This window comes from Pelomonas lactea, assembly GCF_043555885.1.
In the GTDB taxonomy this organism is placed as follows: domain Bacteria; phylum Pseudomonadota; class Gammaproteobacteria; order Burkholderiales; family Burkholderiaceae_C; genus Pelomonas; species Pelomonas lactea.
Genome location: NZ_JBIGHX010000005.1, coordinates 104,100 through 130,676 on the forward strand (window position 1 = coordinate 104,100; position 26,577 = coordinate 130,676).

Here is a 26,577-nt window from a genome sequence, read left to right on the forward strand (position 1 = left end):
GTCCTCGAGTGGCTCGTTGAAACGCGGGCGCCGTCGGGGCGCCCACCGGGCGATCGGCCTGCCGCTCCGTGCAGGCTCTGCGAGCTGGCTTTAACTGGTATGCATCCAGTTTGATACATCTGCCACCTCTTAAATACCACTTTGCAAACCAGCGCGGCCGGCGTCACGGGTAGAAACCCGGCATCGGGTGACAAAACGTTGCCGGCCTGGCGGGATTAGGGGGTGTCGGGGGCGTCAGCCTTCGTCGCCAGTTGCCCCAGGGTTTGTCCTGCTGGGGCGCGCAACGGCGGCGTGCACAATCTTGAAAGCGCTTTCAAACCATGTCTGCAAACGAATCCATCTCCCGCCGTCACCTGCTGGCCGCCGCTGTGGGCGGCACGCTGGGGGTGGCTGCCGGCCCGGTGCGGGCGGCCCAGGCTGCGCCGCTGACGGTGGCGGCCTTCCCGCTGGTGGACGTCATCGCCAAGGACCTGCTGAAGGGCTGGGCCCAGCGCCACCCCGAGGTGCGTACCCAGGTCATCAGCCGCCAGTACGACGACCACCACACCGCCATGACGACGGCGCTGTCCACCTCGGGCCATCTGCCGGACGTCATCGCGCTGGAGACCAGCTACCTGGGCCGCTTCTCGCTGGGCACGGGGCTGGAGGACCTGTCCGCGCCGGCCTTCGGCGCCGAGCGCTTTCGCGACCGCTTCGTCAGCTTCGCCATCGATACCGCGCGCAACCGCGACGGCCGCATCGTCGCGATGCCGAGCGACATCGGTCCCGGCTCGCTGTTCTACCGCGTGGACCTGCTGGCCCAGGCCGGCCTGAAGGAAGACGACCTGACGCGCTCGTGGGAGAGCTACGTCGAGGCCGGCGCGCAGCTGAAGGCCCGGACCGGCGCCTACCTGATCGGCGATGTGCGGCTGCTGAAGAACATGGTCGTGCGCGGCGGCACGCCGGCGGGCGAGGGGCAGTTCTTCGACAACCAGGGCCGCGCCCAGGTCACGTCGCCGCGTTTCGTGCGCGCGTTCGAGCTGGCCCGCAAGGTGCGCCAGATGGGCCTGGATGCGCGCGTGGAGGTCTGGCAGAACGACTGGGCCGAGATGCTCAAGCGCGGCCGCCTGGCCACCGAGATGTCCGGCGGCTGGATGGCCGGCCAGATGGCCAACTGGGTGGCGCCGGGCACCGCCGGCAAGTGGCGCGTGGCGCAGCTGCCCGAGAACACGTACTGCTCCTACGGCGGCACCTACTACGCCATCCCGCGCCGCTCGGCGCCCGAGAAGAAGCAGCTGGCCTGGCAGCTGGTGCAGGAGCTGACGATGGACCGCCAGCGCCAGCTCGATGCCTTCCGCTCGCAGGACGCCTTCCCCGCGTTGCTGGCCGCGCAGGACGACGCCTTCTTCGACCAGCCCGTGCCCTTCCTCGGCGGCCAGCACGCCCGTGTGCTGTGGCGCGACGCGGCGCGGCGCATCCCCGTCGTGAAGATGCACAAGCAGCACAAGTTCGCCGACGAGGTCGTCGATGCCGAGCTCGACAACGTGCTCGAGTACGGCAAGCCCATTCCGAAGGCGCTGGAAGACGCCCAGGCCCTTCTCGTCCACCGAGCGAACCGCTGACCATGAGCTTGCGCATCCCTTCCCGCTGGGCGCCGTACCTGCTGGTCAGCCCCTTCCTGATCCTGTTCGCCGTCTTCGGCCTGTTCCCGCTGCTGTTCTCGGCCTGGCTGGCGTTCCAGTCGTGGGAGCCCACCAGCGGCATCGAGGCGATGACCTTCGTCGGCTTCGACAACTTCGTCTTCGCGCTGACCGACGGGTGGTTCTGGAAGTCGCTGAAGAACACGCTGTGGCTGGCCGTCGCATCCGGGCTGCCGCAGCACCTCGTCGCGCTGCCGCTGGCGGTGTTCCTGCACCAGGCCTTCGGCCGCTGGCGCGGGCTGTTCTCGGGCGCCTACTTCCTGCCCTACATCACGTCCACCGTCGCCATCGCGATGCTGGCCGGCTCGCTGTTCTCCACCGACTACGGCCTCATCAACCAGGCGCTGCATGCGCTGTTCGGCACCGAGAACATCAACTGGATGCGCTCGCCCGACGCCATCAAGCCGGCCGTCGCGATGGTGGTGTTCTGGCGCTACGTCGGCTTCAACCTCGTGCTGTACCTGGCCGCGCTGCAGACCATCCCGCACGACCTCTACCAGGCCGCCAAGCTCGACGGCGCGGGCCCGTGGCAGCAGTTCCTGCGCATCACGCTGCCGGGCCTCAAGCCCATGATCCTGTTCGGCGTCACGCTGTCCATCATCGGCGGGCTGCAGCTGTTCGAGGAGCCCTTCATCCTCACCAACGGCAAGGGCGGCGCCGACCAGCAGGGCATGACGGTGGCCATGTACCTGTACCGCCTGGCGTTCGACTTCAGCGACTTCGGCGGCGCCAGCGCGCTGGCCTGGCTGATGTTCGGCCTCATCGCGCTGCTGACCTGGCTGACGAACAAGGCGTTTGCGGATCGGCAGGTGCAGCGATGAAGACGACCCCGAAGCTGCTGGCCTACGCCATCGTCGGCATCGGCGCGCTGTTCATGCTGGCGCCGTTCTATTTCATGTTCGTGTTCGCGACGCAGTCGCGCACCGACATCTTCAACGTGCCGCCACCGCTGTTCTTCAGCGGCGAGCTGCTGAACAACATTGCCGTGCTGACGACGCGGCTGCCGTTCTGGAAGAACGTTGGCTGGAGCCTGTACGTGGGCCTCATGTCCACGGCGCTCACGCTGCTGTTCTGCTCCATGGCCGGCTACGCGTTCGCGCTGCTGGAGTTCCGCTTCAAGAAGGCGCTGTTCGCGCTGGTCATGGCGACGCTGATGGTGCCCTCGTTCATGAACATGATCCCCAGCTTCATGGTCATGGACGCGCTGGGCTGGATCGACACCCACCGCGCGCTGTATCTGCCCGGTGCGGCCAGCGCGTTCGGCATCTTCCTGATGCGCCAGTTCGCGGCCAGCACCGTGCCCAAGGAGCTGCTCAGCGCCGCGCGCATCGACGGCGCCAGCGAGCTGGGCATCTACTGGCGCATCGCGCTGCCGCTGATGAAGCCGGCGCTGGGCACGCTGGGCCTCATCACGTTCATCAGTTCATGGAACAACTTCATGAACCCGCTGATCGTCATGCGCAGCGCCGAGAACTACACGCTGCCGCTGGCGCTGCGCAGCCTGTTCAGCACCACCAGCACCGAATGGGGCGCGCTGATGGCGGGCTCCGCCATCGCCACGCTGCCGCTCATCGTCCTCTTCGTCATCTCCTCGCGCCAATTGATCGCGGGCCTGACCGCCGGCGCCGTCAAGTAAGAACAACAGAAGCTCTCCATGTCCCACGCTCCCCTGTCCCGTCAATTCCCGCCCGACTTCGTCTGGGGCGTGGCCACCAGCAGCTTCCAGATCGAGGGTGGCGCCCATGAAGACGGCAAGGGCGAGTCCATCTGGGACCGCTTCTGCCGCCAGCCCGGCGTCATCGCCGATGCGAGCAACGGCGACGTGGCCTGCGACCACTTCCACCGGCTGGAGGAAGACCTCGACCTCATCGCGTCGCTGGGCGTCAACGCCTACCGCTTCTCCATCGCCTGGCCGCGCGTGCAGCCTGCCGGCCACGGCGAGTTCAACCCCAAGGGCCTGGACTTCTACGAGCGCCTGGTCGACGGCCTGAAGCAGCGCGGCATCCAGGCCTGGGCCACACTGAACCACTGGGACCTGCCGCAAGGCCTGCAGGACCGCGGCGGCTGGAACGACCGTGACACGGTGCACCGCTTCGTCGACTACGCGCGCCACGTGCAGGCCCGGCTGGGCGACCGGCTCGACGGCCTGACCACGCACAACGAACCCTGGGTCGTCGCCACGCTGGGCCACGACAAGGGCATCTTTGCGCCCGGCCTCAAGAGCCGCAAGGTCGCCGCGCAGGTGTCGCACCACCTGCTGCTCAGCCACGGCCTGGCGCTGCAGGCGCTGCGCGCCGACGGCGCGACCGCCAAGCTGGGCATCGTGCTGAACCTGTCGTCCACCGTGCCGGCCACGGCCATGCCGGCTGATGTGGCCGCCGCGAAGCTGGCCGACTCGCACAGCCGGCGCTGGTACGCCGACCCGCTGTTCAAGGGCGCCTACCCCGAGGACGCGCTGGCCGACCTGGGCGCCGACGCACCGGTCGTGCAGCCCGGCGACATGGCGGCCATCCAGCAGCCCATGGACTACCTGGGCGTCAACTACTACACCCGCTCCGTCATCGCCGCCAGCGGCGAGGAATGGAACGCCAAGGGCCGCGGCCTGCCGGTGTCGGACATGGACTGGGAGATCTACCCCGACGGCCTGACCGACCTGCTGGTGCTGCTGAAGAACGACTACGCCAACCTGCCGCCCGTCTACATCACCGAGAACGGCGGCGCCTTCCGGGACGACGCCGTCGTGCTGGGCCGCGTGCAGGACGACGACCGCGTGGCCTACCTGCAGACCCACATCGCCGCCGTCGCCAGCGCGCTGCAGCAGGGCGTGCCCATGGCCGGCTACATGGTCTGGAGCCTGATGGACAACTTCGAATGGGCCAGCGGCTACCTGAAGCGTTTCGGCATCGTGCATGTCGACTACGGCACGCAGGTCCGCACGCCCAAGGCCAGCGCCGACTGGTACCGCGACTTCCTGCTGGCCTGCAAGGGCTGACGGCACAACGACAACACCTGGAGACCACCCGATGAAGCCCCTGACCCCGCCGCCGCGCCCCTGGCGCAGCGTCCTGCCTGCCGTCGCCTTTGCACTGACCGCGTGCGGCGGTGGCGGCGGCTCGGCCACCGCCGCGACGCCGGCTGCTGCCGCCCCGCCGGCACCTGCCGCCCCGCCGGCACCTGCCGCCTCCGCGCCGTCCAACCGCTGGACGCTGGTGTGGAGCGACGAGTTCAACGGCGCCGCCGGCACGGTGCCCGACGCCAAGACCTGGAACTACGACCTCGGCAACGCCGAGAACAACGGCTGGGGCAACCACGAGCACCAGTACTACACGTCGAACGCGCGCAACGCGCAGACCGACGGCAGCGGCATGCTGGTCATCACCGCCGAGAAGGCCAGCAACCCCGGCCCCTGCTGGCATGGCAAGCCCTGCGACTACACGTCGGCCCGCATCCACACCAGCGGCAAGGTCGGCTTCACCTACGGCAAGGTCGAGGCGCGCATGAAGCTGCCCACGGGCAAGGGTGTCTGGCCGGCCTTCTGGACGCTGGGTGCCGACATCGCCACCAACCCGTGGCCCAAGTCGGGCGAGATCGACATCATGGAGTTCGTGCCGCAGACCCCCAACTCGGTCTACGGCACGCTGCACGGCCCGGGCTACTCCGGCGCGCAGGGCATCGGCAAGCCGCTGGACCTCGGCGCGCCGGTGATCGATGACTTCCACACCTACACCATCATCAAGCGGCCCAACGAGATCATCTGGCAGGTCGACGGCAAGGAGTACCACCGCCTCTCGCCCGACAAGCTGCCCGCCGGCGGCACCTGGGTGTTCGAGAAGCCCTTCTTCGTGATCCTCAACCTCGCCATCGGCGGCGACTGGCCCGGCGCGCCCGATGCCACCACGCCGGCCACGTCGCGCATGCTGGTCGACTGGGTGCGCATCTACAAAGAGGACTGAGCCACGCCCCCGCCGCGCGCCGGGCCATCGCGGGCACCGGCGCGGCGGCACTCCGGCGCCCGCGTTGCCGCCCACCATGCACCGTCTGCTCTCGACCCTGACGCTGGCCGTCTTTGCCGGCCTGCTCGCCACCCCGGCCGCGCACGCGCTGGACGTCAAGCTGCCCTTCGGCACGCTTGCCGCGCCCGACGGCGTCACCGCCGTGAACCGCGAGGAGAAGCCCGACAAGGCCGGCAAGCCCGCCGGCATGGCGATCTACTCGCGCACCAAGGACCCCAAGGCCGTCTTCATCCTGGTGTGGAACTACGCCGAGCCGGACCCGGCCCGGCCGTACGACCCGCTGGACGGTGCCGTCAAGATCGGCAACCCCTTCGACAAGGCGCTGACCCGCGACGCGGCGAAGCCCGTGCAGGTGGGCGGCGTCGACGGCGGCCGCTACGACGGCCTGCTGCCCAATGGCCAGCGCGCCGTCAGCTATGTGGCGGTGAAGGACGGCTACCGGCTCGTCGTGCTGATGAAGTCGCCGCCGGACAGCCCCTACCAGGAACTCACGGAGCAGTTCTCGCGCAGCGTCGAAGGCTTCGTGTGGAGCGCGCCGGCGGCGCCCTGACGCGGCCCCGGGCTCAGGGAATGCCCGGGCGTGGATCACGGGAGGGCGCGGGCATGCTCGCGCCCTTTCATTTTGTTCATCGCCATGCGCCGCCTGCTCGTTCCACTCGCCCTCTTCGCCAGCCTGCTCCCCGCCCATGCCGAGAGCGTGAAGACGCCGTGCGGCAGCTTCGCCGCACCGGACGGCCTGCAGGTGCTGGACCGTGACGACAAGCCCGACGCCAAGACCGGCAAGCCGTCGGGCATGGTGGTGTTCTCGCGCGCCAACGACCTGCCGCGCGCCGTCTTCATCGTCGTCTGCAGCTACACCGAGCCCGATGCCGCCAAGCCCTTCGATGCGCAGGAAGCGGCCGTGCGCATGGGCAACCCCTTCGACCGCAAGCTGACTCGCGACGCCGCGAAGCCGCAGGCCGTCGGCGGCGTGGACGGCGCACGCTTCGAGGGCACGCTGCCCAATGGCCTGCGCGCCATCAGCTACACCGCCGACAAGGGCGGCTACCGCCTCGTCGTGCTGCTCAAGGGGCCGGCCAACAGCCCCTACAGGGAGCTGACGGACCAGTTCGCCAAAGGCATCGAGGGCTTCAGCTGGATGCTGCCGGCTGCGGACGGCGCGGCCTCCGCGCCGCAGTGAGCCGCTGAGCGGCCGGCGCCCCGCCGGCTCATTCGCGCCGGAAGGCGATGTCGACGTCCACCGTGCGCGCCTGCGCCAGTGGTGCGAACTGCCACTGCAGCACCGCGTCGGTGGCGGGCCGGGCCAGCCGGCGCGGTGCGTCAGCCAGTGCCTCGGCCTTGCTGACGCTGCCGTTGGCTTCCACCGTGAAGCGCACCGTTACCGTGCGCGAGCCGGTCACCAGCAGCGACTGGGCCGTGGCCGACAGCACCGGTGCCACGTAGCGCTGCAGTTGCAGCGGCACCTCGTCGGCGTCGTCGGCCTCGGCCTCCGGCTCGGCTGCCGGCGGTGTGGGCGTGGGCATGGGGGCGCTGCCGGCCGGCGCGGCAAACGACGCGGCGGCGGGCTCGGGCTGCGGCGTGGCGGCGTGCTCGCTGGCCGCCACCAAGGCCGGGGCCGGCGCCGCCGCAGCCGTGCCGGCGGGCGTGTCGGCACGCGCCGTGGCCGCCGGCCGCGGTGCGGCGTGCGGCGCGGCGGTGGTTGCGGGTGGGGCGGGCTTGCGCGGCTTGTCGGCCGCGTCGGCCGGCTTGGTCCTCACCGTCTGGAACTTGATGAAGCTGAGCACCTTCTCCGCGTCGCGGCGGGCCCGCTCGGCGTCGGTGAGGGGTGGCGTCTGGGCGGCGCTCAGCAGCGGCAGGGTCAGGCTCAGGGCGGTCAGCAAACGGGACAGTCGGGCGGACAGGGGCATGAACGAGGCGGCGGGAACGGGGTCAGCAGGGTATGCAAGAGCCATTCCACCAGATGTCCGTGACGCCGGCCCGCGCCGTCACGTCTCGATACGATCTCCCGCGGCGTCGAACCACAGCGTCTTGGCCGCATCGAAGCCGAAGCGCACCGCCTCGCCGTCCGCCACCTCGGGCTGGCCCGGCAGCACGGCCGACACGGTGACCCCGGCGCTGGCCATCCAGACGACGTGCTGGTTGCCCAGCGGCTCGACGAGCTGGATCTGCGCGGTGAAGGGCTGGTCGGCGCCCAGCTTCACGTTCTCGGGCCGCACGGCCAGCGTCAGCACCTCGCCCTGCTTGCGCGCGGCCAGCGCGGCGGGCAGCGGCAGCTTGAGCGCGGGCGACACGAACAGGCCGCCTTCGCCCACCTGGCCGTCGATGCGGTTGATGGACGGCGAGCCGACGAAGCCGGCCACGCGCAGGTTCTTCGGCCGGTCGTAGACCTCGGCCGGCGTGCCCACCTGCTGGATCACGCCCTGGTGCATGACGACGATGCGCGTGGCCAGCGTCATCGCCTCCACCTGGTCGTGCGTCACGTAGATCATCGTGTTGCCCAGGCGCTGGTGCAGTTGCTTGAGCTCGCGGCGCAGGTCGGTGCGCAGCTTGGCGTCGAGGTTGGACAGCGGCTCGTCCAGCAGCAGCACCTTGGCCTCGCGCACGACGGCGCGGCCGATCGCCACGCGCTGGCGCTGGCCGCCGGAGAGCTGGCCCGGCCGGCGCTCCAGCAAGGGGCCCAGCTGCAGCATGTCGGCCGCGGCGGCCACGCGCTTCTCCAGCTCGGCCTTGGGCGTCTTGGCCATCTTCAGCGGGAAGGCGAGGTTCTCCTTCACCGTCATCGTCGGGTACAGCGCATAGCTCTGGAACACCATGCCCACGCCGCGCTGGCTGGGCTCGGCGTGCGTGGCGTCCTGCTCGCCGATGTGGATGCTGCCGCCGCTGACCGGGTTCAGGCCCGCGATGGTGTGCAGCAGCGTGCTCTTGCCGCAGCCGGACGGGCCCAGCAGCACGAGGAACTCGCCGCCGTGGACGTCAAGGTCCAGGCCCTTGATGACCTCGTGGTTGCCGAAGCGGATGCTGAGGTCCTGGATGTGAACGCGGGTCAAAGGGGTCTCCTGTTCTGCAAGATCTTGGCGATCGTCTGTTGTGCGGCCGGCGCGGCGATGTCGCGGTTCCAGTAGTCGCTGACGGCACGTTCGAGCGCCGTCAGCTGCTCGGGCGCCAGCAGCATCTCGGTGTTGCCCACCAGCCGGCCGGCATCCCGCAGCGCGGCCGCGCCGAGCTGGGCGCAGGCGTCGAGCGTGCGGGTATCGAGGTCGGTGCGTACCGGCACCGATCCCTTGCGGGCACTGAAGGCCAGCTGCGTGGCCGCCGCGGTGGCCACGCGGGCCAGCAGGCGCTGCGCGGGCAGCGCGGCGCCGTCGCGCCCCTTGGGGAACACGAGCACATCGCCATCGACGATGTAGGGCGCCTTGGTGGTGAGGCCGGGTGTGCAGCCGTAGTCGCGGCCGGGCTGCTGGCCAGCCTGGGCGAACTCGCCCTTGGCCCAGTCGCCCATGAACGTGAAGCCGGCGCGGCCGCTGGTCAGCAGTGCCGTGGTGTCGTTCCAGTTGCGGCCCGGCGAGCCGGCGTCCACGTAGCGGCGCAGCTTCTTGTAGCTGACGAGCACCTGCCGCAGCGCGTCGCCCTGCAGCGCCGCCGGGTCGCGGTCGCGCAGCACGGCCAGGTACAGCTCGCGGCCTCCCTGGTTGGCCAGCAGTGCGGTGAACAGGTTCAGGTCCTGCCAGGGCTGGCCGCCGTGGGCCAGTGGGATCAGGCCGGCGGCCTGCAGCTTGTCGAGCGCCGCGAACAGCTCGTCCATGCTGCGGGGCTCGGTCTTGATGCCGGCCTTGGCCAGCGCGGCCTTGGAACTCCACAGCCAGGCCGGCATGTGGATGCTCAGCGGCACCGCGTAGAGGTGGCCGTCCACGCGCACGGCGTCCAGCAGCAGCGCGGGCAGCGTGTCGGCCCAGCGGCCCTCGCGGGCCAGGTCGTCCAGCGGGGTCAGCCGCCCCCGGCGGGCCAGCTCGCGGAAGGCCTGCGAGGCGTTGAACTGCGCTGCCGTCGGCGGGTTGCCGGCCTGGATGCGCTCCAGCACCACGGCGCGCGCCTGCTCGGAGGCGACGACGGCCACGTCCCGCCACTGGCCGCCGGCGGCGCGGTAGGCGTCGGCCAGCGCGTGCATGGCGGCCGTCTCGCCGGGCGACGTCCACCAATGCACGACGTCCGCCTGCGGCCCGGCCACGGCGGCGGCGGGCAGCAGGGCCAACGTCAGGGCGCAGGTGCGGAGCATGGCGCCATGATTACCGATCATTAAGAAACTTAATATCGGATTAACCATGAGGACGGCCGCCGCTACAGTCTGCACCCCATGAACCTGCTGCTTGCCGAAGACGATGCCCTGCTGGCCGACGCGCTGCAGCAGCAGTTGCTGAACGCCGGCTTCAAGGTCGAGTGGGCCGAGAACGGCGCGGTGGCGGAGTACCTGCTGAAGAAGCAGGACTTCGACGTGGCCGTGCTGGACCTGGGCCTGCCGCTGGTGGACGGCCTGACCGTGCTGAAGCGCGTTCGCGACGCGGGCCGCGCATTGCCCATCCTCGTGCTGACGGCGCTGGATGCGCTGGAGCACCGCGTCGCCGGGCTGCAGGCCGGCGCGGACGACTACCTGACCAAGCCCTTCGACTTCCCCGAGCTGGAGGCCCGGCTGCACGCGCTGATGCGCCGCGGCCGGCCCGCCGGCGCGGCACAGCAGCTGCGTGGCCTGACGCTGGACCGCACCGCGCGCCGCGCCAGCGTCGCCGGCGAGGCCGTCGAGCTGAGCCCGCGCGAGTGGACGCTGCTGGACCTGCTCGTCACCGAGCGCGATCGCGTCGTCACCAAGGCGCAGATCGTCGCCGCCTGGGGCAGCGAGGACAGCGCGGGCGGCTCCATCGAGGTCTACATCCATCGCCTGCGCAAGAAGCTGGAAGGCTCGGGCCTGGCGGTGCGCACCGTGCGTGGGCTGGGCTATCTGCTGGAAGCCACGGCGTCTCCCCCGTGAACGCGTCCACCGGCCGGTCGCTGCACCGCCAGCTGCTGCTGTGGCTGCTGCTGCCGCAGATCGTGCTGTGGCTGGTGGCGGCCTTCGGCGCCTACCGCGTGGCCAGCCGGCATGCCGACGAGTTGGTGGACGCCAGCCTGCTGCAGGCCGCCCGCGCGCTGGCGCGGCAGATCCGCCCCACCGCCAGCGGCCTGTTCGTGGACCTGCCGCGCTCGGCGCAGGACATCCTGGCCGCCGACCCCGAGGACCGCGTGATGTACATGGTCAGCTCGCCGCCGGGCCAGCTGCTGCTGGGCGACGCGCGCATGCCGGCGCCGCCAGGCACGCCGGCGCTGGGCGAGCCGGTGTTTTTCGACACCGCCGTGCCCGAGCCCATGCGCGTCGTCTCGCTGGACCTGCGCCTGAGCGCCGCCGGCGCGCCCGAGCAGGCGCTGCGCGTACAGCTGGCCCGCTCCAGCAAGCCGCGCGAGCTGCTGGCGCGGCGCATGCTGCTGGACACCGCGCTGCCGCTGTCGTTGCTGATCGCGCTGATGAGCATGGGCGTGTGGGCCGGCATCCGCCGCGGGCTGCGGCCGCTGGCCGAGCTGCAGCAGCAGATGGAAGGCCGCCGCGCCGATGCGCTGGACCCGGTGGAGCTGCAGGCCGCGCCGCCCGAGGTGGGCGCGCTGGCCGGCGCCGTCAACGAGCTGCTGGGCCAGGTGCAGCACAGCCTGGCCACGCAGCGCCGCTTCATCAGTGACGCCGCCCACCAGCTGCGCACGCCGCTGGCGGGCCTGAAAAGCCAGACCGAGCTGGCGCTGGCCGCCGTCGATGGCGCCGCCGACCCCGCGCTGCGCCAGCGCCTGCAGCGCGTGCACGAGAGCGCCGTGCGCGGCGCGCGGCTGGTGTCCCAGCTGCTGGTGCTGGCCCGCGCCGAGCCCGAGGCCGTGGCGGCCCAGGGTTGGGCCGTGGTGGACTGTGGCGAGCTCGTGCGCGAGGTGGCAGCCGAATGGGTGCCCCGCGCACTGGCCGCCGGCTGCGACCTGGGCGTGGACCTGCCCAACGAGCCCGTGACGGTGCCGGGCGTGGCGCTGCTGTTGCGCGAAGCCCTCGTCAATCTGGTGGACAACGCCATCCGCTACGCCGGGCCGGGCGCCGTCCTCACCGTGCGGCTGCGTCGCGCCGATGCAGATGTCTGGATCGACGTCGAGGACAACGGCCCCGGCCTTGCGCCCGAGCTGCGCGAGCGCGTGTTCGAACGCTTCGTGCGCGGCTCGACCACCGGCGAGGGCTGCGGCCTGGGCCTGGCCATCGTGCGGGAGATCGCCGAGCGGCATGGCGGCAGTGCCAGCCTGCTCCCCGCGGCGCCGCGGGGCTGCATCGCCCGCCTGGCGCTGCCGCTGGCCTCGCCATGACGACGCTGCGGGGGCGTGCCTGGCTTGTGGTGCAGTGGCATCGTTTGCACCCCTGATGCTTGCAGAAAGCTGAGGGCGCCGGCGCGGCCCGCGACGTCTGCACGGAGTTCACTGCAGTCGCGGGCGCCGCCGCTTGCGACCGCGGGGGGGCGACTCCTAGGATGAACCAGGGCATCGATGTGCTGATGCTGCCCCCGACCTTCCCAGGAGTTCACGACATGGCAGGCAAGTTCATCGAAGGTTCCGCGACCCGGGCCGTGGATGAAGGCTTCGGCAGCTTCTTCCGCTATCACGGCTGGCTGTCTCCCGGCGTGCGGCTGTTCCGCCGGATCTCCTTTCACGGCAAGGCCTTGTGGGTCTCGGCCGCCTTCGTCATTCCGCTGCTCATCATGCTGGCCTTCCTGCGTGGCAGTGCCCAGGATCTGATCGACAGCACACGCTCCGAGCTGGCCGGCATGCGCTATGCCGATGCCGCGTTCGACTTGATGGAGGCGGCGCAGAACCGCCGCCGCGCCGTCACGATGCAGGCGGCGGACCAGGAGGAAACCCGCCGGCAGGCCGAGGCCGCCTTCAAGAAACTGGCCGCCGTGGAGGCCGAGCTGGGGGCTTCGCTGGGCACCGCCAAGTCCTATGCGGCGCTGCGCGATGCCGAGACGGCGCTGGAGCGCAGCCCCAAGGCTGAGAGCCCCGAGGCGGGCTTCGCCCAGCATTCGGACCTGGTGAGCAAGGTGCTGGCCCTGGTGGCCGACGTGGCCGATGGCTCCCAGCTCAGCCTGGACCCGGAGCTGGACACGTATCACATGATGATCGTGTCCATCCTGCGCGGCCCGCACCAGGTGGACAACGAAGCCCGGCTGCGCGGCCTCGGCAGCCTGGCCCTGAACGCCAAGACCCTGACGCCGCAGACGCGGGACCGCATGCACGAGCTGCTCGGCGTCGAGCCGGTGCTGGAGGCAGACATCGAACGGTCCTACCGGCTGGGTGTCGAGTCGGTGCCCGAGGTGGCCAAGCGGCTGGACATGCCGGGCGTGGACGTGGCCCGCGAGGCCTTTCTGAGCGCCGTCCACAAGCAGGTGCTCGGCGCCGAGCTGCAAGGCAGTTCCCAGGAACTGGTGGCGCTGGGCAATACCGCGGTTGCCAAGAACATGAAGCTGCTGGCGGACATCCGCGCGCGGCTCGCGGAGCGCCTGCAGGAGCGCATCGAGCAGCAGCATGCGGGCCTGGCGCAGAAGGTGGCCATCGCCGTCTTCTTCGTCGCGGTGGCGGCCTATCTGATGCTGAGCTTCTACCGCGTGATGATGGGCGGGTTGCAGGAGGTGGCCGGCCATCTGCGCGAGATCACCAAGGGCAATCTGACAACGGCGCCACGCCCCTGGGGGCGTGACGAGGCCGCCCAGCTGATGCTCACCATGGGCGAGATGCAGACCGCGCTGCGGCGCATCGTCGGTGTGGTGCTCGACGGCTCGGCCCAGGTGCGCAACTCCAGCAGCGAGATCGCCAGCGCGGCGCTGGACCTGTCGGGGCGCACCGAGCAGTCGGCCGCCAACCTGGAGCAGACGGCCGCGACCATGGAGCACATCGCCGAGCAGGTACGACAGACCAGCACCACCATCGACGGGGCGGCCCGCATCGTGCAGGACAACGCCGGCGCGGCCGGCCAGTGCGGCCGCGTCATCGCCGACGTGGTGCAGACGATGGAGGACATCCGCCAGTCCTCCAGCCGCATCGGCGAGATCATTGGCACCATCGACGGCATCGCCTTCCAGACCAACATCCTGGCGCTGAACGCGGCGGTGGAGGCGGCGCGCGCCGGCGAGCAGGGCCGCGGCTTCGCGGTGGTGGCTTCCGAGGTGCGGGCCCTGGCCCAGCGCTCGGCCCAGGCGGCCAAGGAGATCAAGACACTGATTGGCACCAGCATCGATCAGGTGGCGTCCGGCCATGCCGTGGTGGGCCAGGCGCGCGAGTTGATGGCCGGCATCGTCACCAACGCCGAGCACATGGCGACGATGATGAGCGAGATCACGCAGTCCACGCAGCAGCAGCGTCAGGGCGTTGGCGAGGTGGGGCAGGCCGTGCAGGCGCTGGACGAGACCACCCAGCAGAACGCTGCGCTCGTGGAGCAGACCTCGGCCGCGGCGAGCGGGCTGGCGTCACAGGCCGAGCGGCTGAGCGCGGAGGTCAGCTTCTTCCGGCTGAGCTGAAGCGGTCCACGCCGTCGACCAGCCGCTGGCGCAGCCGCGGCTCGTCCAGCGCCTGCAGCCACCAGGCCAGCGCGCGGCCGTCACCGGCCCGCCAGCCGACGTACAGCGTGTTCGGCTCGCGCGGCACGGCCACGGCCTTCTCCACCAGTTCGCCGCGCGCCAGCAGCGAGGCCACGCGCGCCCGTGGCAGCCAGCCCACGCCCAGGCCGGCGCGCTGCGCGGCGATCTTGGCCGCCATGCTGGGCACGGCCAGCGTGGGCTGGCCGGCGCCGTGGCCGTAGGCGCGGCCGTCGCCGCGGCGCGACGAGTCCGCGACGACGACGGCGCGGTGGGCGCCCATCTGCTCGGCGGTCAGCGCGCCCTTGGCCTTGGCCAGCGGGTGGTGGGGCGACACGGCGTAGACCCAGTCCATGCGCCCCAGCTCGCGCCACTGCACGCCCAGGCCCGCGGGCGGCTCGTTGGTGGCGCCGATGACGAGGTCGGCCCGGCCGTCGGCCAGCGCCTCCCAGGTCCCGCCCAGCACCTCGTGCGTGACGCGCAGCCCGACGCCCGAGCCCAGCTCGTCGAAGTCCTGGATGACGGGCAGCAGCGTGTCGAACTCGATGACCTCGTCGGTGACGATCCACAGCCGGTCCTCCCAGCCCTTGGCCACCTGCGCGACGCGGCGCGAGAGGCGCTGCATGTCGTCGCGCAGCCGCGTGGCCTCGCGCACCAGCAGGCTGCCGGCGGGCGTGAGCTGCAGCCGGTAGCGGCGCCGGTCGAACAGCAGCGCGTCGAAGCGGCCCTCGATCTGGCGCAGCGTGTACGACACGCTGGATGGCGCCTTGCCGAGATGGGCCGCGGCGCGCGTGAGGCTGCCGCTCTCGCGGATGGCCTCCATCAGCTGGATCTCGTCGTCACTGAGCATGTTCGAAAGCCTTGCACGAGTCGGCCAGCGCGGCCGGACGTCAAAAGAGGGTCCGAAGTCGAGTATCGAGTCCACGGCAAGCAGGCCGCTCAAACCCCGACTCAAAGGAAACCATCATGTCCACCCGCTTCACCCACAAGACCGTCCTCGTCACCGGCGGCACTTCCGGCATCGGCCTGGCCGCCGCCCGCGCCTTCAAGGCCGAGGGCGCCCACGTCATCGTCACCGCCCGCCCGGGCAAGGCTCACGAGGCCGACGGCTTCGAGCTGGTGCCGCTGGACGCTTCCGACGTGCTCGGCGCCCGCGCGCTGGGTGCCCACCTCGCCGCCGCCGGCCGCACGCTGGACGCCGTGTTCGTCAACGCCGGCATGGCCGAGTTCGCGTCGCTGGCCGATGCCAGCGAAGACCTGTGGGACCGTACCTTCGACACCAACGCCAAGGGTGCGTTCTTCCTGATCCAGGCGCTGCGCCCGGTGCTGGCGCGCGGTGCGTCCATCGTGCTGAACGGCTCCATCAACGCCCGCATCGGCATGCCCAACTCGGCCATCTACGCCGCCAGCAAGGCCGCACTGATCTCGCTGGCCAAGACGCTGTCGGCCGAGCTGCTGCCGCAGGGCGCGCGCGTCAACGTCGTCAGCCCGGGCCCCGTCAGCACGCCGCTGTACGGCAAGCTGGGTTTCGACGACGAGACGCTGAAGCAGGTCGCCGCGCAGATTCAGAGCCAGATCCCGCTGGGCCGGTTCGGCACGCCGGAGGAGGTGGCGTCAACGGTGCTGCACCTGTCCGCCCCGGAGTCGGCTTTCATCGTCGGCACCGAGGTCATCGTCGACGGGGGTATGAGCCAACTTTAAGCACGCCACGGCACGGGTGGCGACAATCGCGGTTCTGCCTGAACCGTGATTGCCATGACCACCCGTACCGTCTTCGGCGCCTGCCCCCACGACTGCCCCGACACCTGCGCGCTGCAGGTCACCGTCGAGAACGAACGCGTCATCAAGGTGCAGGGCCGCGCCGAGCATGCCAACACGCATGGCGCGCTGTGCACCAAGGTGTCGCGCTACGCCGAACGCACGTACCACGCCGAGCGCGTGCTGCACCCGCTCAAGCGCGTCAGTAAGAAGACCGAGGCGCCGGCCTTCGTGCAGGTCACGTGGGCCGAGGCGCTGGCCGACATCGCCGCCCGGCTGAAGGCGGTGCAGGACCCGCAGTGCATCCAGCCCTACAGCTACGCCGGCACCATGGGCCTGCTGCAGGGTGAGGCGATGGCCGGGCGCCTGTGGAACGCGCTGGGCGCGGCGCGGCTGGACCGCACCATCTGCGCCAGTGCCGGCGGCGCCGGCCTGGCCGCCACCTACGGCCACAAGCTGGGCATGCACACGCGGCACTTCGCGGGCGCCAAGCTGATCGTCATCTGGGGCAGCAACTCCATTGCGTCCAACCTGCATTTCTGGACCTACGCCAACCAGGCCAAGCGCGACGGCGCCAAGCTCATCTGCATCGACCCGCGCAAGACCGAGACGGCCGACAAGTGCCACCAGCACATCGCCGTGCTGCCCGGCACCGACGGCGCGCTGGCGCTGGGCGTGATGCACGAGCTGATCGCCCACGGCTGGCTGGACCAGGCCTACATCGACGCCCATGTCGACGGCTGGGACGAGCTGCGCGCGAAGGCGCTGGCCTGGCCGCCGGAGCGCACTGCCGCCGTCTGCGGCATTGCTGCCTCCGAGGTGCGCGGCCTGGCGCGCGACTACGGCACCACCACCCCCGCCGCCATCCGCCTGAACTACGGCATGCAGCGCGTGCGCGGTGGCGGCAACGCGGTGCGGCTGGTGGCGATGCTGCCCTGCCTGACCGGTGCGTGGCGGCACGAGAGCGGCGGCCTGCTGCTGTCGGCCTCGGGCTGGTTCGCGCCCTACAAGAACCCGGCGCTGGAGCGGCCGGACCTGCTGGCAGGACGCACGCCGCGCATGGTCAACATGAGCACCATCGGCGACGCGCTGCTGCAGGCCGACCCGCCCATCGAGGCCCTCGTCGTCTACAACAGCAACCCGGTCGCGGTGGCGCCCGAGTCACCCAAGGTCGTGGCCGGCTTCCAGCGCGAGGACCTGTTCACGGTGGTGCTGGAGCACTTCATGACCGACACGGCCGACCTGGCCGACTACGTGCTGCCCGCCACCACGCAGCTGGAGCACCTGGACGTGCACACCAGCTACGGCCACACCGACGTGCTGATGAACCAGCCGGCCATTGCACCGCTGGGCGAGGCCAAGCCCAACACGCAGATCTTCCGCGAGCTCGCCGCCGCGATGGGCCTGACCGACCCCTGCTTTGCCGACACCGACGAGCAGCTGGCCGCCCAGGCCTTCACGGCCGACATCGACTTGGGAACGCTGCGCACGCAGGGCTGGCAGCCGCTGCCCATCCCCGAAGCGCCGTTCGCGAACGGTGGCTTTCGCACCGCCAACGGCCGCGCCAGCGCCGTGGGCGCCGACTACGTGCCCAACTACGAAAGCGCCGCCAGCGCGCCCGAGCTGGCCGCGCGCTACCCGCTGGCCATGATCTCGCCGCCGGCGCGCAACTTCCTGAACAGCAGCTTCGTCAACGTGAAGAGCCTGCGCGACATCGAGCGCGAGCCGCTGATCGAGATGCATGCCGACGATGCCGCCGCGCGCGGCCTGACCGATGGCGCCCGCGTGGCGGCCTTCAACGACCGCGGCCGCTACGTCGCCACGCTGAAGGTCAGCGCGCGCGCGCGGCCCGGCGTCGTCAACGGCCTGGGCGTGTGGTGGCGCAAGCTGGGCCTGGACGGCACGAACGTCAACGAGGTCACCCACCAGCGCCTGACCGACCTGGGCGAGGCGCCGGCGTTCTACGACTGCCTGGTGCAGGTCGAGGCGGCTTGATCCGCCGTCTGTTGCTGGCGGCCACGCTGCTGGCGTTGACCGGCTGCAGCGCCGTCGGCCACTGGCGCCAAGCCGCCGGTGGGCATCTGGGCATCACGCGCGCGGCGCGGCCGGTGGACGAGTGGCTGGCCGACGCGAAGACGCCGGCCGACCTCGCCGAGCGCCTGCGGCTGTCGCAGCAGATGCGCGATTTCGCCACCGCGCGGCTGGCCCTGCCCGACAACAACAGCTACCGCCGCTACGCCGACCTGGGCCGCGCCGCGGCGGTGTGGAACGTCGTCGCCGCGCCCGAGTTCGGCTTCACGCTGAAGACCTGGTGCTATCCCATCATGGGCTGCGCCGGCTACCAGGGCTGGTTCGATCTCGACACGGCGAGGGCGCGCGCCGACGCGCTGAAGGCCGAGGGCTGGGAGGTGCAGGTGCAGGCGATTCCCGCCTACTCCACGCTGGGCTGGAGCCGGCTGCTGGGCGGCGACCCGTTGCTGAACACCTTCATCCGCTACCCCGAGGGCGAACTGGCCGCGATGATCTTCCACGAGCTGGCCCACCAGCGCGTCTACGTCAGCGACGACACCGGCTTCAACGAGGCCTATGCCAGCGCCGTCGAGCTGATCGGCGCGCGCCAGTGGCTGGCGGCCAGGCCCGAGGCGCTGGCCGCCTTCGAGGCGGGCCGGGCGCGCCGCGCGGCCTTCCTGGCGCTGGCCCGCGAGGGGCGGGAGCGGCTGCAGCGCGTCTACGACGGCCCGGCCGACGCGCGTGCCGCGGGCAAGGCCGCCGTCATGGCCGAGCTGCGCGAGGTGCCGGGGTACGAGGGCTGGTTCCAGCGCGCCAACAACGCGAGCTTCGCCATCCTGTCGGCCTACAGCGACCTGGTGCCCGCCTTCGAGCGGCTGTTCGAGCGCGAGGGGCGGGACTGGGTGAAGTTCCACGCTGCGGTGGAGCGGCTGGCGGCCCTGTCGCGCGAGCAGCGCCGTGCTAACTTGCGGAGCCCAGAAGGAGGCTCCGATGACCTTGACCCTGCGACGCGTCAAACCCGCTGACGCCGCCGCCATCGCCGAACAGTTTTCCGACCCGGACGTCTTCGGCGGCACGCTGCAGCTGCCGTTCGCCAGCGAGGAGATGTGGACCCAGCGCATCGCCGGCATGAACCCGCCGGCGCCGGGCTCCAACGAGATCGTGCTGACCGCCTGCCTCGACGACAAGCCGGTGGGCCTGGCCGGGCTGCACCCGGTGGGCCCGTCGGTGCGCCGCCGCCACGTGATGGGCCTGGGCATCACCGTCGCCAAGGCCGCGCAGGGGCAGGGCGTGGGCCAGGCGCTGATGACGGCGCTGCTGGACTACGCCGACAACTGGGCGCAGATCCTGCGCATCGAGCTGACCGTCTATCACGACAACGCGCGCGCCATCCGCCTGTACGAGCGCAACGGCTTCGAGCATGAAGGCCGGCTCAGGGCCGATGCGCTGCGCAACGGGGTGTATGAGGACGTGCTGATGATGGCGAGGCTGCATCCGAGGCAGCCGATGGTGAGGGGCTCCGCTACTTAGCGCCTCGCCTGTCAATATCTACTCAGCCATAGCACTGATCAATGCAGGTAGCTCCGACAACGGCCTGATGACACCTTTGTTGAGAGAGCGGCCTCCAACTGCCGTGTTGAGGATGCACCGGAGTTCTGGCGAGTAGTCGTAGAAGACGCTCGCTTGGCCGGGGGGATCAAATGTCACTGCAATCGTGAACACGTCGTAGCGGCAGAGCCCGATCTTGAGTTGCTTCTTGCTTCTGACAGAAATAGCCGACGTCTCGATTCTTTGAACTCGGCCAGCGAAGGCAACTTCCATTGAGAGCTCGTGACTGTCGCCAACCGTCAGAGGAAACATAGAAGTCAAGTCGCTCAGGGGCTTGTACGTTATTCCTGGTTCACCGGAACTCCCGCTTTGAAGGGTGAGGAGGCCAAGGTAGAGCACTTCTTCGTGAATGTGTCCTGAGCGTCGTCTGCGAACTACCTGGGTCAGTGTTTCATTCAGGAAACGCACTTCGACTAGACCGTGGGGTAGATGGCTTATGACGAAACCATCAGGCGCGGAGCCGGCCGTTGGACAGAATACAACGGGTGCGTTTTCAGAGGTCATGGGCCCTTTCCTTGAACGGGCCGCTTTCACGTGATCGCTAGAGAGAGGCTCGCTCAAGGCAACACCTGCGCCCGTGCCGCCACATAAAGCCGATACCACTCCTCCCGGCTCAGCTGAATCTTCACCGCGTCGCCGCATGCCCGAATGCGCTGCGCATTCCCGCTGCCGATGACCGGCTGGATGCCGGCCGGATGCCGCAGCAGCCAGGCCAGCAGCACGGCGTTCGCCGTCGTGGCGTGCGCCTCGGCAATCTCCTGCACGACCTTGGCCGCGGCCGACGCTGCCGGGTCGTTGAACCGCCCCTGCGCCAGCGACCCCCAGGCTTGCAGCTGCACGCCGTGCTGCTGCGCGTATTCCAGCGTGCCGGCCCAGGCCATGGCGCCGGGGCGGGTGGCGGCCTGCGGGTCGTTGAAGGTGGTGCCGGCGTCGATGAAGTCCAGCTTGGCCAGGCTCATCTCCAGCTGGTTGACCACCAGCGGTTCGGGTAGTGCGGACTGCAGCCAGCGCATCTGCCCGGCGTGCATGTTGGACACGCCCAGGTGCCCCACCTTGCCGGCCGCCTTCAAGCGGCCGAAGGCGCGGGCCACCTCGGCGGGCTGCATCAGCGGGTCGGGGCGGTGCAGCAGCAGGATCTCGATGTGCTCCACGCCCAGCCGCTGCAGGATGCCGTTGACGCTGCGCTCGATGTGCTCGGCGCTGAAGTCGAAGCGGCCGGGCGCGGTGTCGTCGCCGAAGCGGATGCCGCACTTGCTCTGCAGCCGCAGCTTGGCGCGCAGGCTGGCGTCGCGCTTGAGCAGTTCGCCGAACACGGCCTCGGCCTTGCCGCGGCGGTAGATGTCGGCATGGTCGAACAGCGTCACGCCGATGGCCAGCGCGGTTTCGACGGCGGCGTGGGCCTGGGCGATGTCGGCCTCGGTCAGCGGGCCGCCGTTCCAGTCGCCGCCCAGGGCCATGCAGCCGTAGACGAGGGGGCTGGCGTCGCGGAAATGGGTGTGCAGGGGCAGGGGGAACATGGCTATCGGATGGACGTGGGGCCGGCATCATGCGCCAGCGAGCGGTGGTTGCGCCAGCCCAGCAGGCCCGCCAGCGCGGCCGCCACGCCGGCAAGCACGGCGCCCAGGCCGGCCAGCCGCAGCAGCTGGCGGCGCTGGCCGCTGCTCAGGCGCGGTGTGAGGCGTGGCTTGTGGCGCTGGCGGCGCACGAGGTCCTGCACCAGCGCGATCTCGTGCTGGCGCTCGCCGATGACGCGGGCCAGTTCGTCACCGTTGTCGAAGCGGCGTGCAAGGTCGCGCACGGCGTCGAGCTCGCGCTGGCGGATCAGCAGCCCCGGCGCCCGCAGCGGGCTGCCCAGCGCGCGGGCGCGCATGAACAAGGCCTTGGCGGCCAGGCGGTCGGGCTGGCAGCCCCAGCCGCCGTCCAGGCAGCTGGCGAGGTTGAAGGTGGCGTCGGCATGGCCTTGCGCGGCCGCGGCGGTGTAGAGGGCCACGCCGCGGGCAGCATCGGCTGCGCCGCCCCAGCCGGCCACCAGCGCTCGCGCGAGGTTGAACTTGGCCGTCAGGCTGCCGGCGGCCGAGGCGCGCTCCAGCAGCCCGCGGGCCTCGTGCGGGTCGCGCGGCAGGCCCAGGCCCTCGAGCTGACAGAAGCCCAGCAGCGCCAGGCCCTCGGTGTCGCCGCGGTCGGCGGCCACGCGAAACCAGTGAACGGCCTGTTCATGGTCGGGCTCGGGCGCGCGGAAATGCAGCAGCCCCTCGGCGAGCGGGTCTTGCGTGGGCGGGTCGGGGTCGGCAAGGTGCATGGATCCTCCCTGGACGGCGCTGGCGGGCTCGCTGCCCGGCTTTTGTGGCGGCGGAGTATCCGCGCAAACCTCGCGGCAGACACGTCAGCGGCCTGCGAGACGGCAACCAGCCGTGTCTCGCTTAGAGTGCGGCGAACGACATCGAGGAGAGCCGCCTTGGCCGAGATCCGCATTCACCGAGACCACGACCTGGGCCTGAAGAAGGCCAGAGAAATCGCCTGGCAATGGGCCGAGCAGGTGGAGGAGAAGTTCGACATGGAATGCACCGTGCTCGAAGGCGACGACGAGGACACGGTGACCTTCACCCGCTCGGGCGTGAAGGGCGAGCTGACCGTGACGGCCACCCGCTTCGAGCTGGTGGCGCAGCTGGGCTTCCTGCTGGGGGCGTTCAAGGCCACCATCGAGGGCGAGATCCAGAAGGAGCTGGACACGCTGCTGGCCGGCAGCAAGAAGAAGGCGCCGGCCAAGAAAAAACCGGCCTGAGGGCCGGTTCTTTCGGATCGCCGAGGGCGCCTTACTTCAGGGATTCAATCAGGTCGACGTACTGCTGCATCGCGTCATCCTGAGACGTGCCCTTCAGTTCGTTCCAGGCGTCCCACTTCGCGCGGCCCACCATGTCGGTGAAGCCGGGGCGCTTGCCATCGACGTCGCCGGCGCTGCCCTGCTTGTAGAGCGCGTAGATCTTCAGCAGCGTCATGTTGTCGGGACGCTCGGGCAGGTTCTTCGAATCGGCGACGGCAGCTTCGAATTGGTCTTTGAGGCTCACGGGGTTCTCCAGGCTGAATTCGGGATGCGATTCTCGTGACAATCGCTCGACGGGCCGCCGAGTTTAGGCCCGCGCAAAACGATTTCGAGGAGACGCATGGGCCCCAGCAGTGAACGCATGTCCAAAGTGGATACGGCCTGGTTGCGCATGGACACCGAGGCCAACCTGATGATGATCGTCGGGGTCTGGTCCATCCGCCCCGGCATCACGCTGGGCGCGCTGCGCGAGCGCGTGGCCGAGCGGCTGCTGAAGTACCCGCGCTTCCGGCAGAAGGTTGTCGAGGATTCACTGATGGGCGCCCACTGGGTGGCCGACAAGGATTTCGACATCGCTCGCCACGTTGTCGCCGAGGTGCCGCTGCCGCTGCCCGGCCAGAGCCGCGACGAGGTGCTGCGAGAGCGCGTGGCCGAGCTGTGCAGCCAGCCGCTGGACCCGGCCCGCCCGCTGTGGCAGATGCAGCTCATCGAGGACATGGGTGACGGCAGCAGCGCGCTGATCTGCCGCATCCACCACTGCATCGCCGACGGCATCGCGCTGATCGCGGTGATGCTGTCCATCACCGACGGCGGCAAGGCGCCGCCGCAACGCCCGGCGCGCGAGCCGCAGGAGCACCACGAGACGGATTGGCTGCTCGACGCCTTCCTGCGCCCCATGACCAACATGACCGTCAAGGCCATCGGCCTGACCGGCAAGGGCGTGGCCAAGGGGGTGGACCTGGCGATGCACGGCGTGACGCCGATGGACTCGTCGCTGGAGATGGCGCGCATGGGCTACCAGGCGGTGTCGGACGTGGCGGCCTTCGCGCTGATGCCGGACGACTCGCACACGCGGCTCAAGGGCAAGCCCGGTGCGAAGAAGACCGTCGCATGGGACGACAGCCTGGCGCTGGACGAGGTGAAGGCCGTGGGCCGCGCGCTGGGCGCGTCCATCAACGACGTGCTGCTGGCCTGCGCGGCCGGCGCCATCGGCCGCTACCTGGCCGAGCGCGGCGAGGACCCGGCGGGCAAGGAGATCCGCGCGATGGTGCCCGTCAACCTGCGCCCGCTGGAGCAGGCCTGGCAGCTGGGCAACCGCTTCGGCCTGGTGCCGCTGGTGCTGCCCATCGGTATTGCCAACCCGGTGGAGCGGTTGTTCGCCGTGCGGGCGCGCATGAGCGAGCTCAAGGGCAGCTTCCAGCCGGTGATGGCCTTCGGGCTGCTGTCGGTCGCCGGCCTGCTCATCAAGCCGGTGCAGCACGCGATGCTGAACCTGTTCGCCAAGAAGGCCACGGCCGTGATGACCAACGTGCCTGGCCCGGCCGAGGCGCTGAAGTTCTGCGGCTCGACGGTGGAGAAGGTGATGTTCTGGGTGCCGCAGTCCGGCGACATCGGCATGGGCGTCAGCATCCTGACCTATGCCGGCCGCGTGCAGTTCGGCCTCATCACCGATGCCGGCCTGTGCCCCGACCCCGAGGCCATCATCGCCAACTTCGCGCCCGAGTTCGAGAAGCTGCTGATGCTGGCGCTGATGCTGCCCTGGGGCCCCGACGCTGCCTGAGCGCCGCGCCGCGCGGGCTCACTTGGGCCGGGCGGCGCTGCCGTCGGTCTTCTTGACCTTGTCCTTGGGCTTGCCGGCGGCGCTGGGGTGGGCGATGGCGACGATGGCCGGGTCCGCCTTGGCGAGGTAGGCCGAGTACTGCGTGTCGTCGCAGGGCTTGGCGTCGCTGTAGTAGCGGTTGTCGCCCTTGGCGCGCTCGCCGTTGAAGGCGGGTGCCGGGCCGCCGGGCGGGTAGAACGCGCTGTAGCTGGCGTAGCTCTGAGCGCAACCGTCGCGCAACGTGGCCTGCGCATGGTCGGCAGGCGTGTTGGCGGCAGCGGCGGGGAGGGCGAACACCAGGGCGGCGAGGGATGCGGCGAGGGTTCTCATGGCTGGCCTCCGTGCTGCGTGGAGCTTCACTAGATTAGGCCGCCGGCGCCGGAATTGCACGCCGCGGTGCACAAGCGAAGGTCGACCGGGCGCCGCTCCCGTGAACGGCAGCCGGCCTCAGGCCTTGGCCGTCTTGGCGGCCGGTTTCTTGGCCTTGGGACGCCCGGCGGCGCTGGGGTAGGCGCGCATGACGAGCGCCGGGTCGGCCTTGTCGAGATAGGCGGCCAGCTGTTCGTCGGTGCAGGGCTGCACGTCGCTGTAGAGCTGGTTGTCCCCGGGGTAGCGCTCGCCGCGGAACTCGGGCGTGTTGCCTGCGGGGTGGTTGGCGAGGAAGCTGGCGTAGCTCTGCGCGCAGCCGGCGCGCAATTCGCTGCGGGCCTTGGCGATGTCGGCGTCGTCGGCGGCGAGCGCGCCGGTGCAGGCCAGCGCGAATGTCGCAGCAAGAAATGGGCGCATGGCGGATCTCCTTCGTGAGTGCGGTGACTCTGGAGATTAGGAGGGCGCGCCAGAAAAACAAAGGCGCTCCGAGGAGCGCCTTGCGTAGTTTGAAGGAGAGCGGCCGATCAGAGGCGGAAGGGCTCGGCCTTCTTCTTGGTGGTGGGGCGGCCGGCGGCCGTCGGGTACGCGGCCATCACCTTGGCCGGGTCAGCCTTGTTGTCCAGGTAGGCGGCGTACTGCTGCGACGTGCAGGGCAGCAGCTTGCCGGGCTTGGCCTCACCCTTGTACTTGCCGTTGGCGTAGACGAACTGGTATTCGTTGGCGGCGACGGGCGTCGAGATGCTGCTGGTCTCGCTGTAGCTGTTGGCGCACTCGGCGCGCAGCTCGGCCTGCTCGGGCGTCTGCTTGTCGGCGGCTTGGGCGGAGAAGGCGGCAACGGCGGCGAGGGCGGGGATCAGGAACTTCATGGCGCTTGTCTCGGGTGAGGGGTTGGGTATGGACGGAAGCTTACGTGCCGGTGCCTGCAGGCGCATCCCCGGAACCACGGGTGTGCCGGCCGTGAACTGCGTCACGACTGGCTTGCGGGGCCGTGAAATACGACCGGTTTGCACGCAGGCGCCGCACGTTGGATCAGGGTTGCCCCTTAGTCCTCCAGCTCTTCCTTGGCCAGCTCGATGTCCAGCAGCTCCATCGCGTCCATCGCCTCGCAGGCAGCCGCGTCGGCGTAGAGCTTCTCGGCTTCCTTCAGGCGCTTGTCGCCCTCCAGCATGACGAGGCCGTTGGCGCGTTCGATCATCGCGATGGCGCTGGTGGGGTTGAGCTTCAACGCCTGCTCGAACATCTTCAGCCCGGTGGCCGTGTCGGCGCCCTGCGTCTTGCCCAGCAGCTTGCCGACCTTGTCGATGACTTCGGCGTGGAAGGCGCCCAGCGCGATGTGCGCATCGGCGTGCTTGGGGGCCAGGCTGATGGTCGTCTCCAGCGCGCCCTTGACCTTGGTGCCCAGGCCCTGCGCCAGTGCCTTGGCCACGCTGATGCCCTGGCCGTAGCGGCCCAGCGCGTAGGCCTGCCAGTAGTAGGCGTTAGCGTTCTTGGGCTCGTCGCCCTGCTGCGCCTCGGCGCGCTCGGCGATCTCCAGGAACATCTCCAGCTTCACCTTCTCCTTCTTCTCGAGATAGTTGGCGTAGATGCCCTGGGCCTTGTTGGCCACCGTCAGGCCGGCACCACCGGCGGCGAGGCCGGCGTCATAGGCGGCCTGGAACTCACCGGCATGGAAATGGATCCAGGCCTGCACGACGTCGGCGTCCTTGGGGAAGGGCTCGGCATCGCCGGCATGCAGCCGGGCCCAGTGCTTCTTCAGCGTCGCCGGCGTGTAGACGAAGGCGGTGTTGTCATACGGAAAGGCGGTCCACTTGGCCATCGCGTTGTCTCC

Annotated in this window: 28 protein-coding genes; 16 read left to right on the plus strand and 12 right to left on the minus strand. The window is 70.2% G+C overall.

Features of this window, described 5'->3' with window-relative positions:
- The first annotated feature begins 320 nt into the window (after positions 1–320).
- The 7 genes from ACG04Q_RS15510 to ACG04Q_RS15540 all read left to right on the plus strand — a co-directional run bounded on the left by ACG04Q_RS15510 (position 321) and on the right by ACG04Q_RS15540 (position 6,872).
- The gene (locus ACG04Q_RS15510) at positions 321–1,601 is read left to right on the plus strand and encodes an ABC transporter substrate-binding protein (RefSeq protein WP_394511823.1); all 1,281 of its coding nucleotides are present in this window, start codon (positions 321–323) and stop codon (positions 1,599–1,601) included.
- A gap of 2 nt (positions 1,602–1,603) precedes the next feature.
- Entirely contained in the window at positions 1,604–2,500 is an 897-nt protein-coding gene (locus ACG04Q_RS15515) for a carbohydrate ABC transporter permease (protein ID WP_394511824.1), read from the plus strand.
- Positions 2,497–3,315, plus strand: coding sequence for a carbohydrate ABC transporter permease (locus ACG04Q_RS15520; protein WP_394511825.1), 819 nt, complete (start codon positions 2,497–2,499; stop codon positions 3,313–3,315). The genes ACG04Q_RS15515 and ACG04Q_RS15520 overlap by 4 nt, the downstream gene beginning before the upstream one ends.
- Positions 3,316–3,333: 18 nt before the next feature.
- Entirely contained in the window at positions 3,334–4,671 is a 1,338-nt protein-coding gene (locus ACG04Q_RS15525; RefSeq protein ID WP_394511827.1) for a GH1 family beta-glucosidase, read from the plus strand.
- Between the two features lie 31 nt (positions 4,672–4,702).
- Complete coding sequence (locus ACG04Q_RS15530) at positions 4,703–5,632, plus strand: glycoside hydrolase family 16 protein (protein WP_394511828.1); 930 nt, start codon at positions 4,703–4,705, stop codon at positions 5,630–5,632.
- Between the two features lie 76 nt (positions 5,633–5,708).
- Positions 5,709–6,242 (plus strand): hypothetical protein, encoded by a 534-nt coding sequence (locus ACG04Q_RS15535; protein ID WP_394511829.1) that lies wholly within the window; start codon positions 5,709–5,711, stop codon positions 6,240–6,242.
- A gap of 84 nt (positions 6,243–6,326) precedes the next feature.
- Positions 6,327–6,872 carry a hypothetical protein gene (locus tag ACG04Q_RS15540; protein ID WP_394511830.1) on the plus strand — a complete coding sequence of 182 codons (546 nt, stop codon included), beginning with the start codon at positions 6,327–6,329 and terminating at the stop codon, positions 6,870–6,872.
- A gap of 28 nt (positions 6,873–6,900) precedes the next feature.
- On the opposite strand, the gene ACG04Q_RS15545 is transcribed toward ACG04Q_RS15540, so the two are convergent.
- The 3 genes from ACG04Q_RS15545 to ACG04Q_RS15555 form a co-directional block, all read right to left on the minus strand.
- The gene (locus tag ACG04Q_RS15545) at positions 6,901–7,572 is read right to left on the minus strand and encodes an energy transducer TonB (protein ID WP_394511831.1); all 672 of its coding nucleotides are present in this window, start codon (positions 7,570–7,572) and stop codon (positions 6,901–6,903) included.
- A gap of 105 nt (positions 7,573–7,677) precedes the next feature.
- Positions 7,678–8,739 (minus strand): ABC transporter ATP-binding protein, encoded by a 1,062-nt coding sequence (locus tag ACG04Q_RS15550; RefSeq protein WP_394511832.1) that lies wholly within the window; start codon positions 8,737–8,739, stop codon positions 7,678–7,680.
- Positions 8,736–9,965 carry an ABC transporter substrate-binding protein gene (locus tag ACG04Q_RS15555; protein WP_394511833.1) on the minus strand — a complete coding sequence of 410 codons (1,230 nt, stop codon included), beginning with the start codon at positions 9,963–9,965 and terminating at the stop codon, positions 8,736–8,738. Before ACG04Q_RS15555 ends, ACG04Q_RS15550 begins: the two co-directional genes overlap by 4 nt.
- A 78-nt stretch (positions 9,966–10,043) precedes the next feature.
- Here ACG04Q_RS15555 and ACG04Q_RS15560 point away from each other — a divergent pair, with 78 nt between their 5' ends.
- The 3 genes from ACG04Q_RS15560 (at position 10,044) to ACG04Q_RS15570 (ending at position 14,307) form a co-directional block, all read left to right on the plus strand.
- The gene (locus tag ACG04Q_RS15560) at positions 10,044–10,712 is read left to right on the plus strand and encodes a response regulator transcription factor (RefSeq protein WP_394511835.1); all 669 of its coding nucleotides are present in this window, start codon (positions 10,044–10,046) and stop codon (positions 10,710–10,712) included.
- Complete coding sequence (locus ACG04Q_RS15565) at positions 10,709–12,106, plus strand: sensor histidine kinase (protein WP_394511837.1); 1,398 nt, start codon at positions 10,709–10,711, stop codon at positions 12,104–12,106. The genes ACG04Q_RS15560 and ACG04Q_RS15565 overlap by 4 nt, the downstream gene beginning before the upstream one ends.
- 161 nt (positions 12,107–12,267) lie before the next feature.
- Positions 12,268–14,307, plus strand: a complete 2,040-nt coding sequence (locus ACG04Q_RS15570) for a methyl-accepting chemotaxis protein (protein ID WP_394511839.1) — start codon at positions 12,268–12,270, stop codon at positions 14,305–14,307.
- On the opposite strand, the gene ACG04Q_RS15575 is transcribed toward ACG04Q_RS15570, so the two are convergent.
- On the minus strand, positions 14,285–15,214 hold the full coding sequence (locus ACG04Q_RS15575) for a LysR family transcriptional regulator (RefSeq protein ID WP_394511841.1): 930 nt from the start codon (positions 15,212–15,214) through the stop codon (positions 14,285–14,287). The two genes, ACG04Q_RS15570 and ACG04Q_RS15575, sit on opposite strands and share 23 nt — an antisense overlap.
- Before the next feature lie 116 nt (positions 15,215–15,330).
- Between ACG04Q_RS15575 and ACG04Q_RS15580 the strand changes: the two genes are divergently transcribed.
- Genes ACG04Q_RS15580 through ACG04Q_RS15595 form a run of 4 tightly spaced genes read left to right on the plus strand, consistent with a single transcriptional unit; the run spans position 15,331 to position 19,662 of the window.
- Positions 15,331–16,065 carry an SDR family oxidoreductase gene (locus ACG04Q_RS15580; protein ID WP_394511843.1) on the plus strand — a complete coding sequence of 245 codons (735 nt, stop codon included), beginning with the start codon at positions 15,331–15,333 and terminating at the stop codon, positions 16,063–16,065.
- A 54-nt stretch (positions 16,066–16,119) separates the two neighbouring features.
- On the plus strand, positions 16,120–18,117 hold the full coding sequence (locus tag ACG04Q_RS15585) for a molybdopterin-containing oxidoreductase family protein (protein ID WP_394511844.1): 1,998 nt from the start codon (positions 16,120–16,122) through the stop codon (positions 18,115–18,117).
- A complete protein-coding gene (locus ACG04Q_RS15590; protein ID WP_394511845.1) occupies positions 18,114–19,157 on the plus strand; it encodes an aminopeptidase in 1,044 nt (347 codons plus the stop codon). The genes ACG04Q_RS15585 and ACG04Q_RS15590 overlap by 4 nt, the downstream gene beginning before the upstream one ends.
- Complete coding sequence (locus ACG04Q_RS15595) at positions 19,123–19,662, plus strand: GNAT family N-acetyltransferase (RefSeq protein WP_394511846.1); 540 nt, start codon at positions 19,123–19,125, stop codon at positions 19,660–19,662. The genes ACG04Q_RS15590 and ACG04Q_RS15595 overlap by 35 nt, the downstream gene beginning before the upstream one ends.
- Positions 19,663–19,680: 18 nt before the next feature.
- Here the strand turns inward: ACG04Q_RS15595 and ACG04Q_RS15600 are convergent, their stop codons facing one another.
- From ACG04Q_RS15600 to ACG04Q_RS15610, 3 genes are read right to left on the minus strand one after another with little or no spacing between them, the layout of a single operon-like run.
- Positions 19,681–20,244: a hypothetical protein gene (locus ACG04Q_RS15600; protein ID WP_394511847.1), complete on the minus strand. Its 564-nt coding sequence runs from the start codon at positions 20,242–20,244 to the stop codon at positions 19,681–19,683.
- A 53-nt stretch (positions 20,245–20,297) separates the two neighbouring features.
- Positions 20,298–21,257, minus strand: a complete 960-nt coding sequence (locus tag ACG04Q_RS15605; RefSeq protein WP_394511849.1) for an aldo/keto reductase — start codon at positions 21,255–21,257, stop codon at positions 20,298–20,300.
- A gap of 2 nt (positions 21,258–21,259) precedes the next feature.
- The gene (locus tag ACG04Q_RS15610) at positions 21,260–22,039 is read right to left on the minus strand and encodes a tetratricopeptide repeat protein (RefSeq protein WP_394511850.1); all 780 of its coding nucleotides are present in this window, start codon (positions 22,037–22,039) and stop codon (positions 21,260–21,262) included.
- Between the two features lie 156 nt (positions 22,040–22,195).
- Between ACG04Q_RS15610 and ACG04Q_RS15615 the strand changes: the two genes are divergently transcribed.
- Positions 22,196–22,522, plus strand: coding sequence for a polyhydroxyalkanoic acid system family protein (locus ACG04Q_RS15615; RefSeq protein WP_394511852.1), 327 nt, complete (start codon positions 22,196–22,198; stop codon positions 22,520–22,522).
- A 31-nt stretch (positions 22,523–22,553) separates the two neighbouring features.
- On the opposite strand, the gene ACG04Q_RS15620 is transcribed toward ACG04Q_RS15615, so the two are convergent.
- A complete protein-coding gene (locus tag ACG04Q_RS15620; protein ID WP_394511856.1) occupies positions 22,554–22,805 on the minus strand; it encodes an acyl-CoA-binding protein in 252 nt (83 codons plus the stop codon).
- A gap of 117 nt (positions 22,806–22,922) precedes the next feature.
- Here ACG04Q_RS15620 and ACG04Q_RS15625 point away from each other — a divergent pair, with 117 nt between their 5' ends.
- Complete coding sequence (locus ACG04Q_RS15625; RefSeq protein WP_394511858.1) at positions 22,923–24,341, plus strand: wax ester/triacylglycerol synthase family O-acyltransferase; 1,419 nt, start codon at positions 22,923–22,925, stop codon at positions 24,339–24,341.
- A gap of 18 nt (positions 24,342–24,359) precedes the next feature.
- Here ACG04Q_RS15625 and ACG04Q_RS15630 read toward each other — a convergent pair whose 3' ends face one another.
- From ACG04Q_RS15630 to ACG04Q_RS15645, 4 genes are all read right to left on the minus strand, one after another.
- On the minus strand, positions 24,360–24,710 hold the full coding sequence (locus tag ACG04Q_RS15630) for a hypothetical protein (RefSeq protein ID WP_394511860.1): 351 nt from the start codon (positions 24,708–24,710) through the stop codon (positions 24,360–24,362).
- A 117-nt stretch (positions 24,711–24,827) separates the two neighbouring features.
- The gene (locus ACG04Q_RS15635; protein WP_394511861.1) at positions 24,828–25,166 is read right to left on the minus strand and encodes a hypothetical protein; all 339 of its coding nucleotides are present in this window, start codon (positions 25,164–25,166) and stop codon (positions 24,828–24,830) included.
- A gap of 107 nt (positions 25,167–25,273) precedes the next feature.
- Positions 25,274–25,615, minus strand: a complete 342-nt coding sequence (locus ACG04Q_RS15640; RefSeq protein WP_394511863.1) for a hypothetical protein — start codon at positions 25,613–25,615, stop codon at positions 25,274–25,276.
- Between the two features lie 176 nt (positions 25,616–25,791).
- A complete protein-coding gene (locus ACG04Q_RS15645; RefSeq protein ID WP_394511864.1) occupies positions 25,792–26,565 on the minus strand; it encodes a tetratricopeptide repeat protein in 774 nt (257 codons plus the stop codon).
- Between the last annotated feature and the right edge of the window lie 12 nt (positions 26,566–26,577).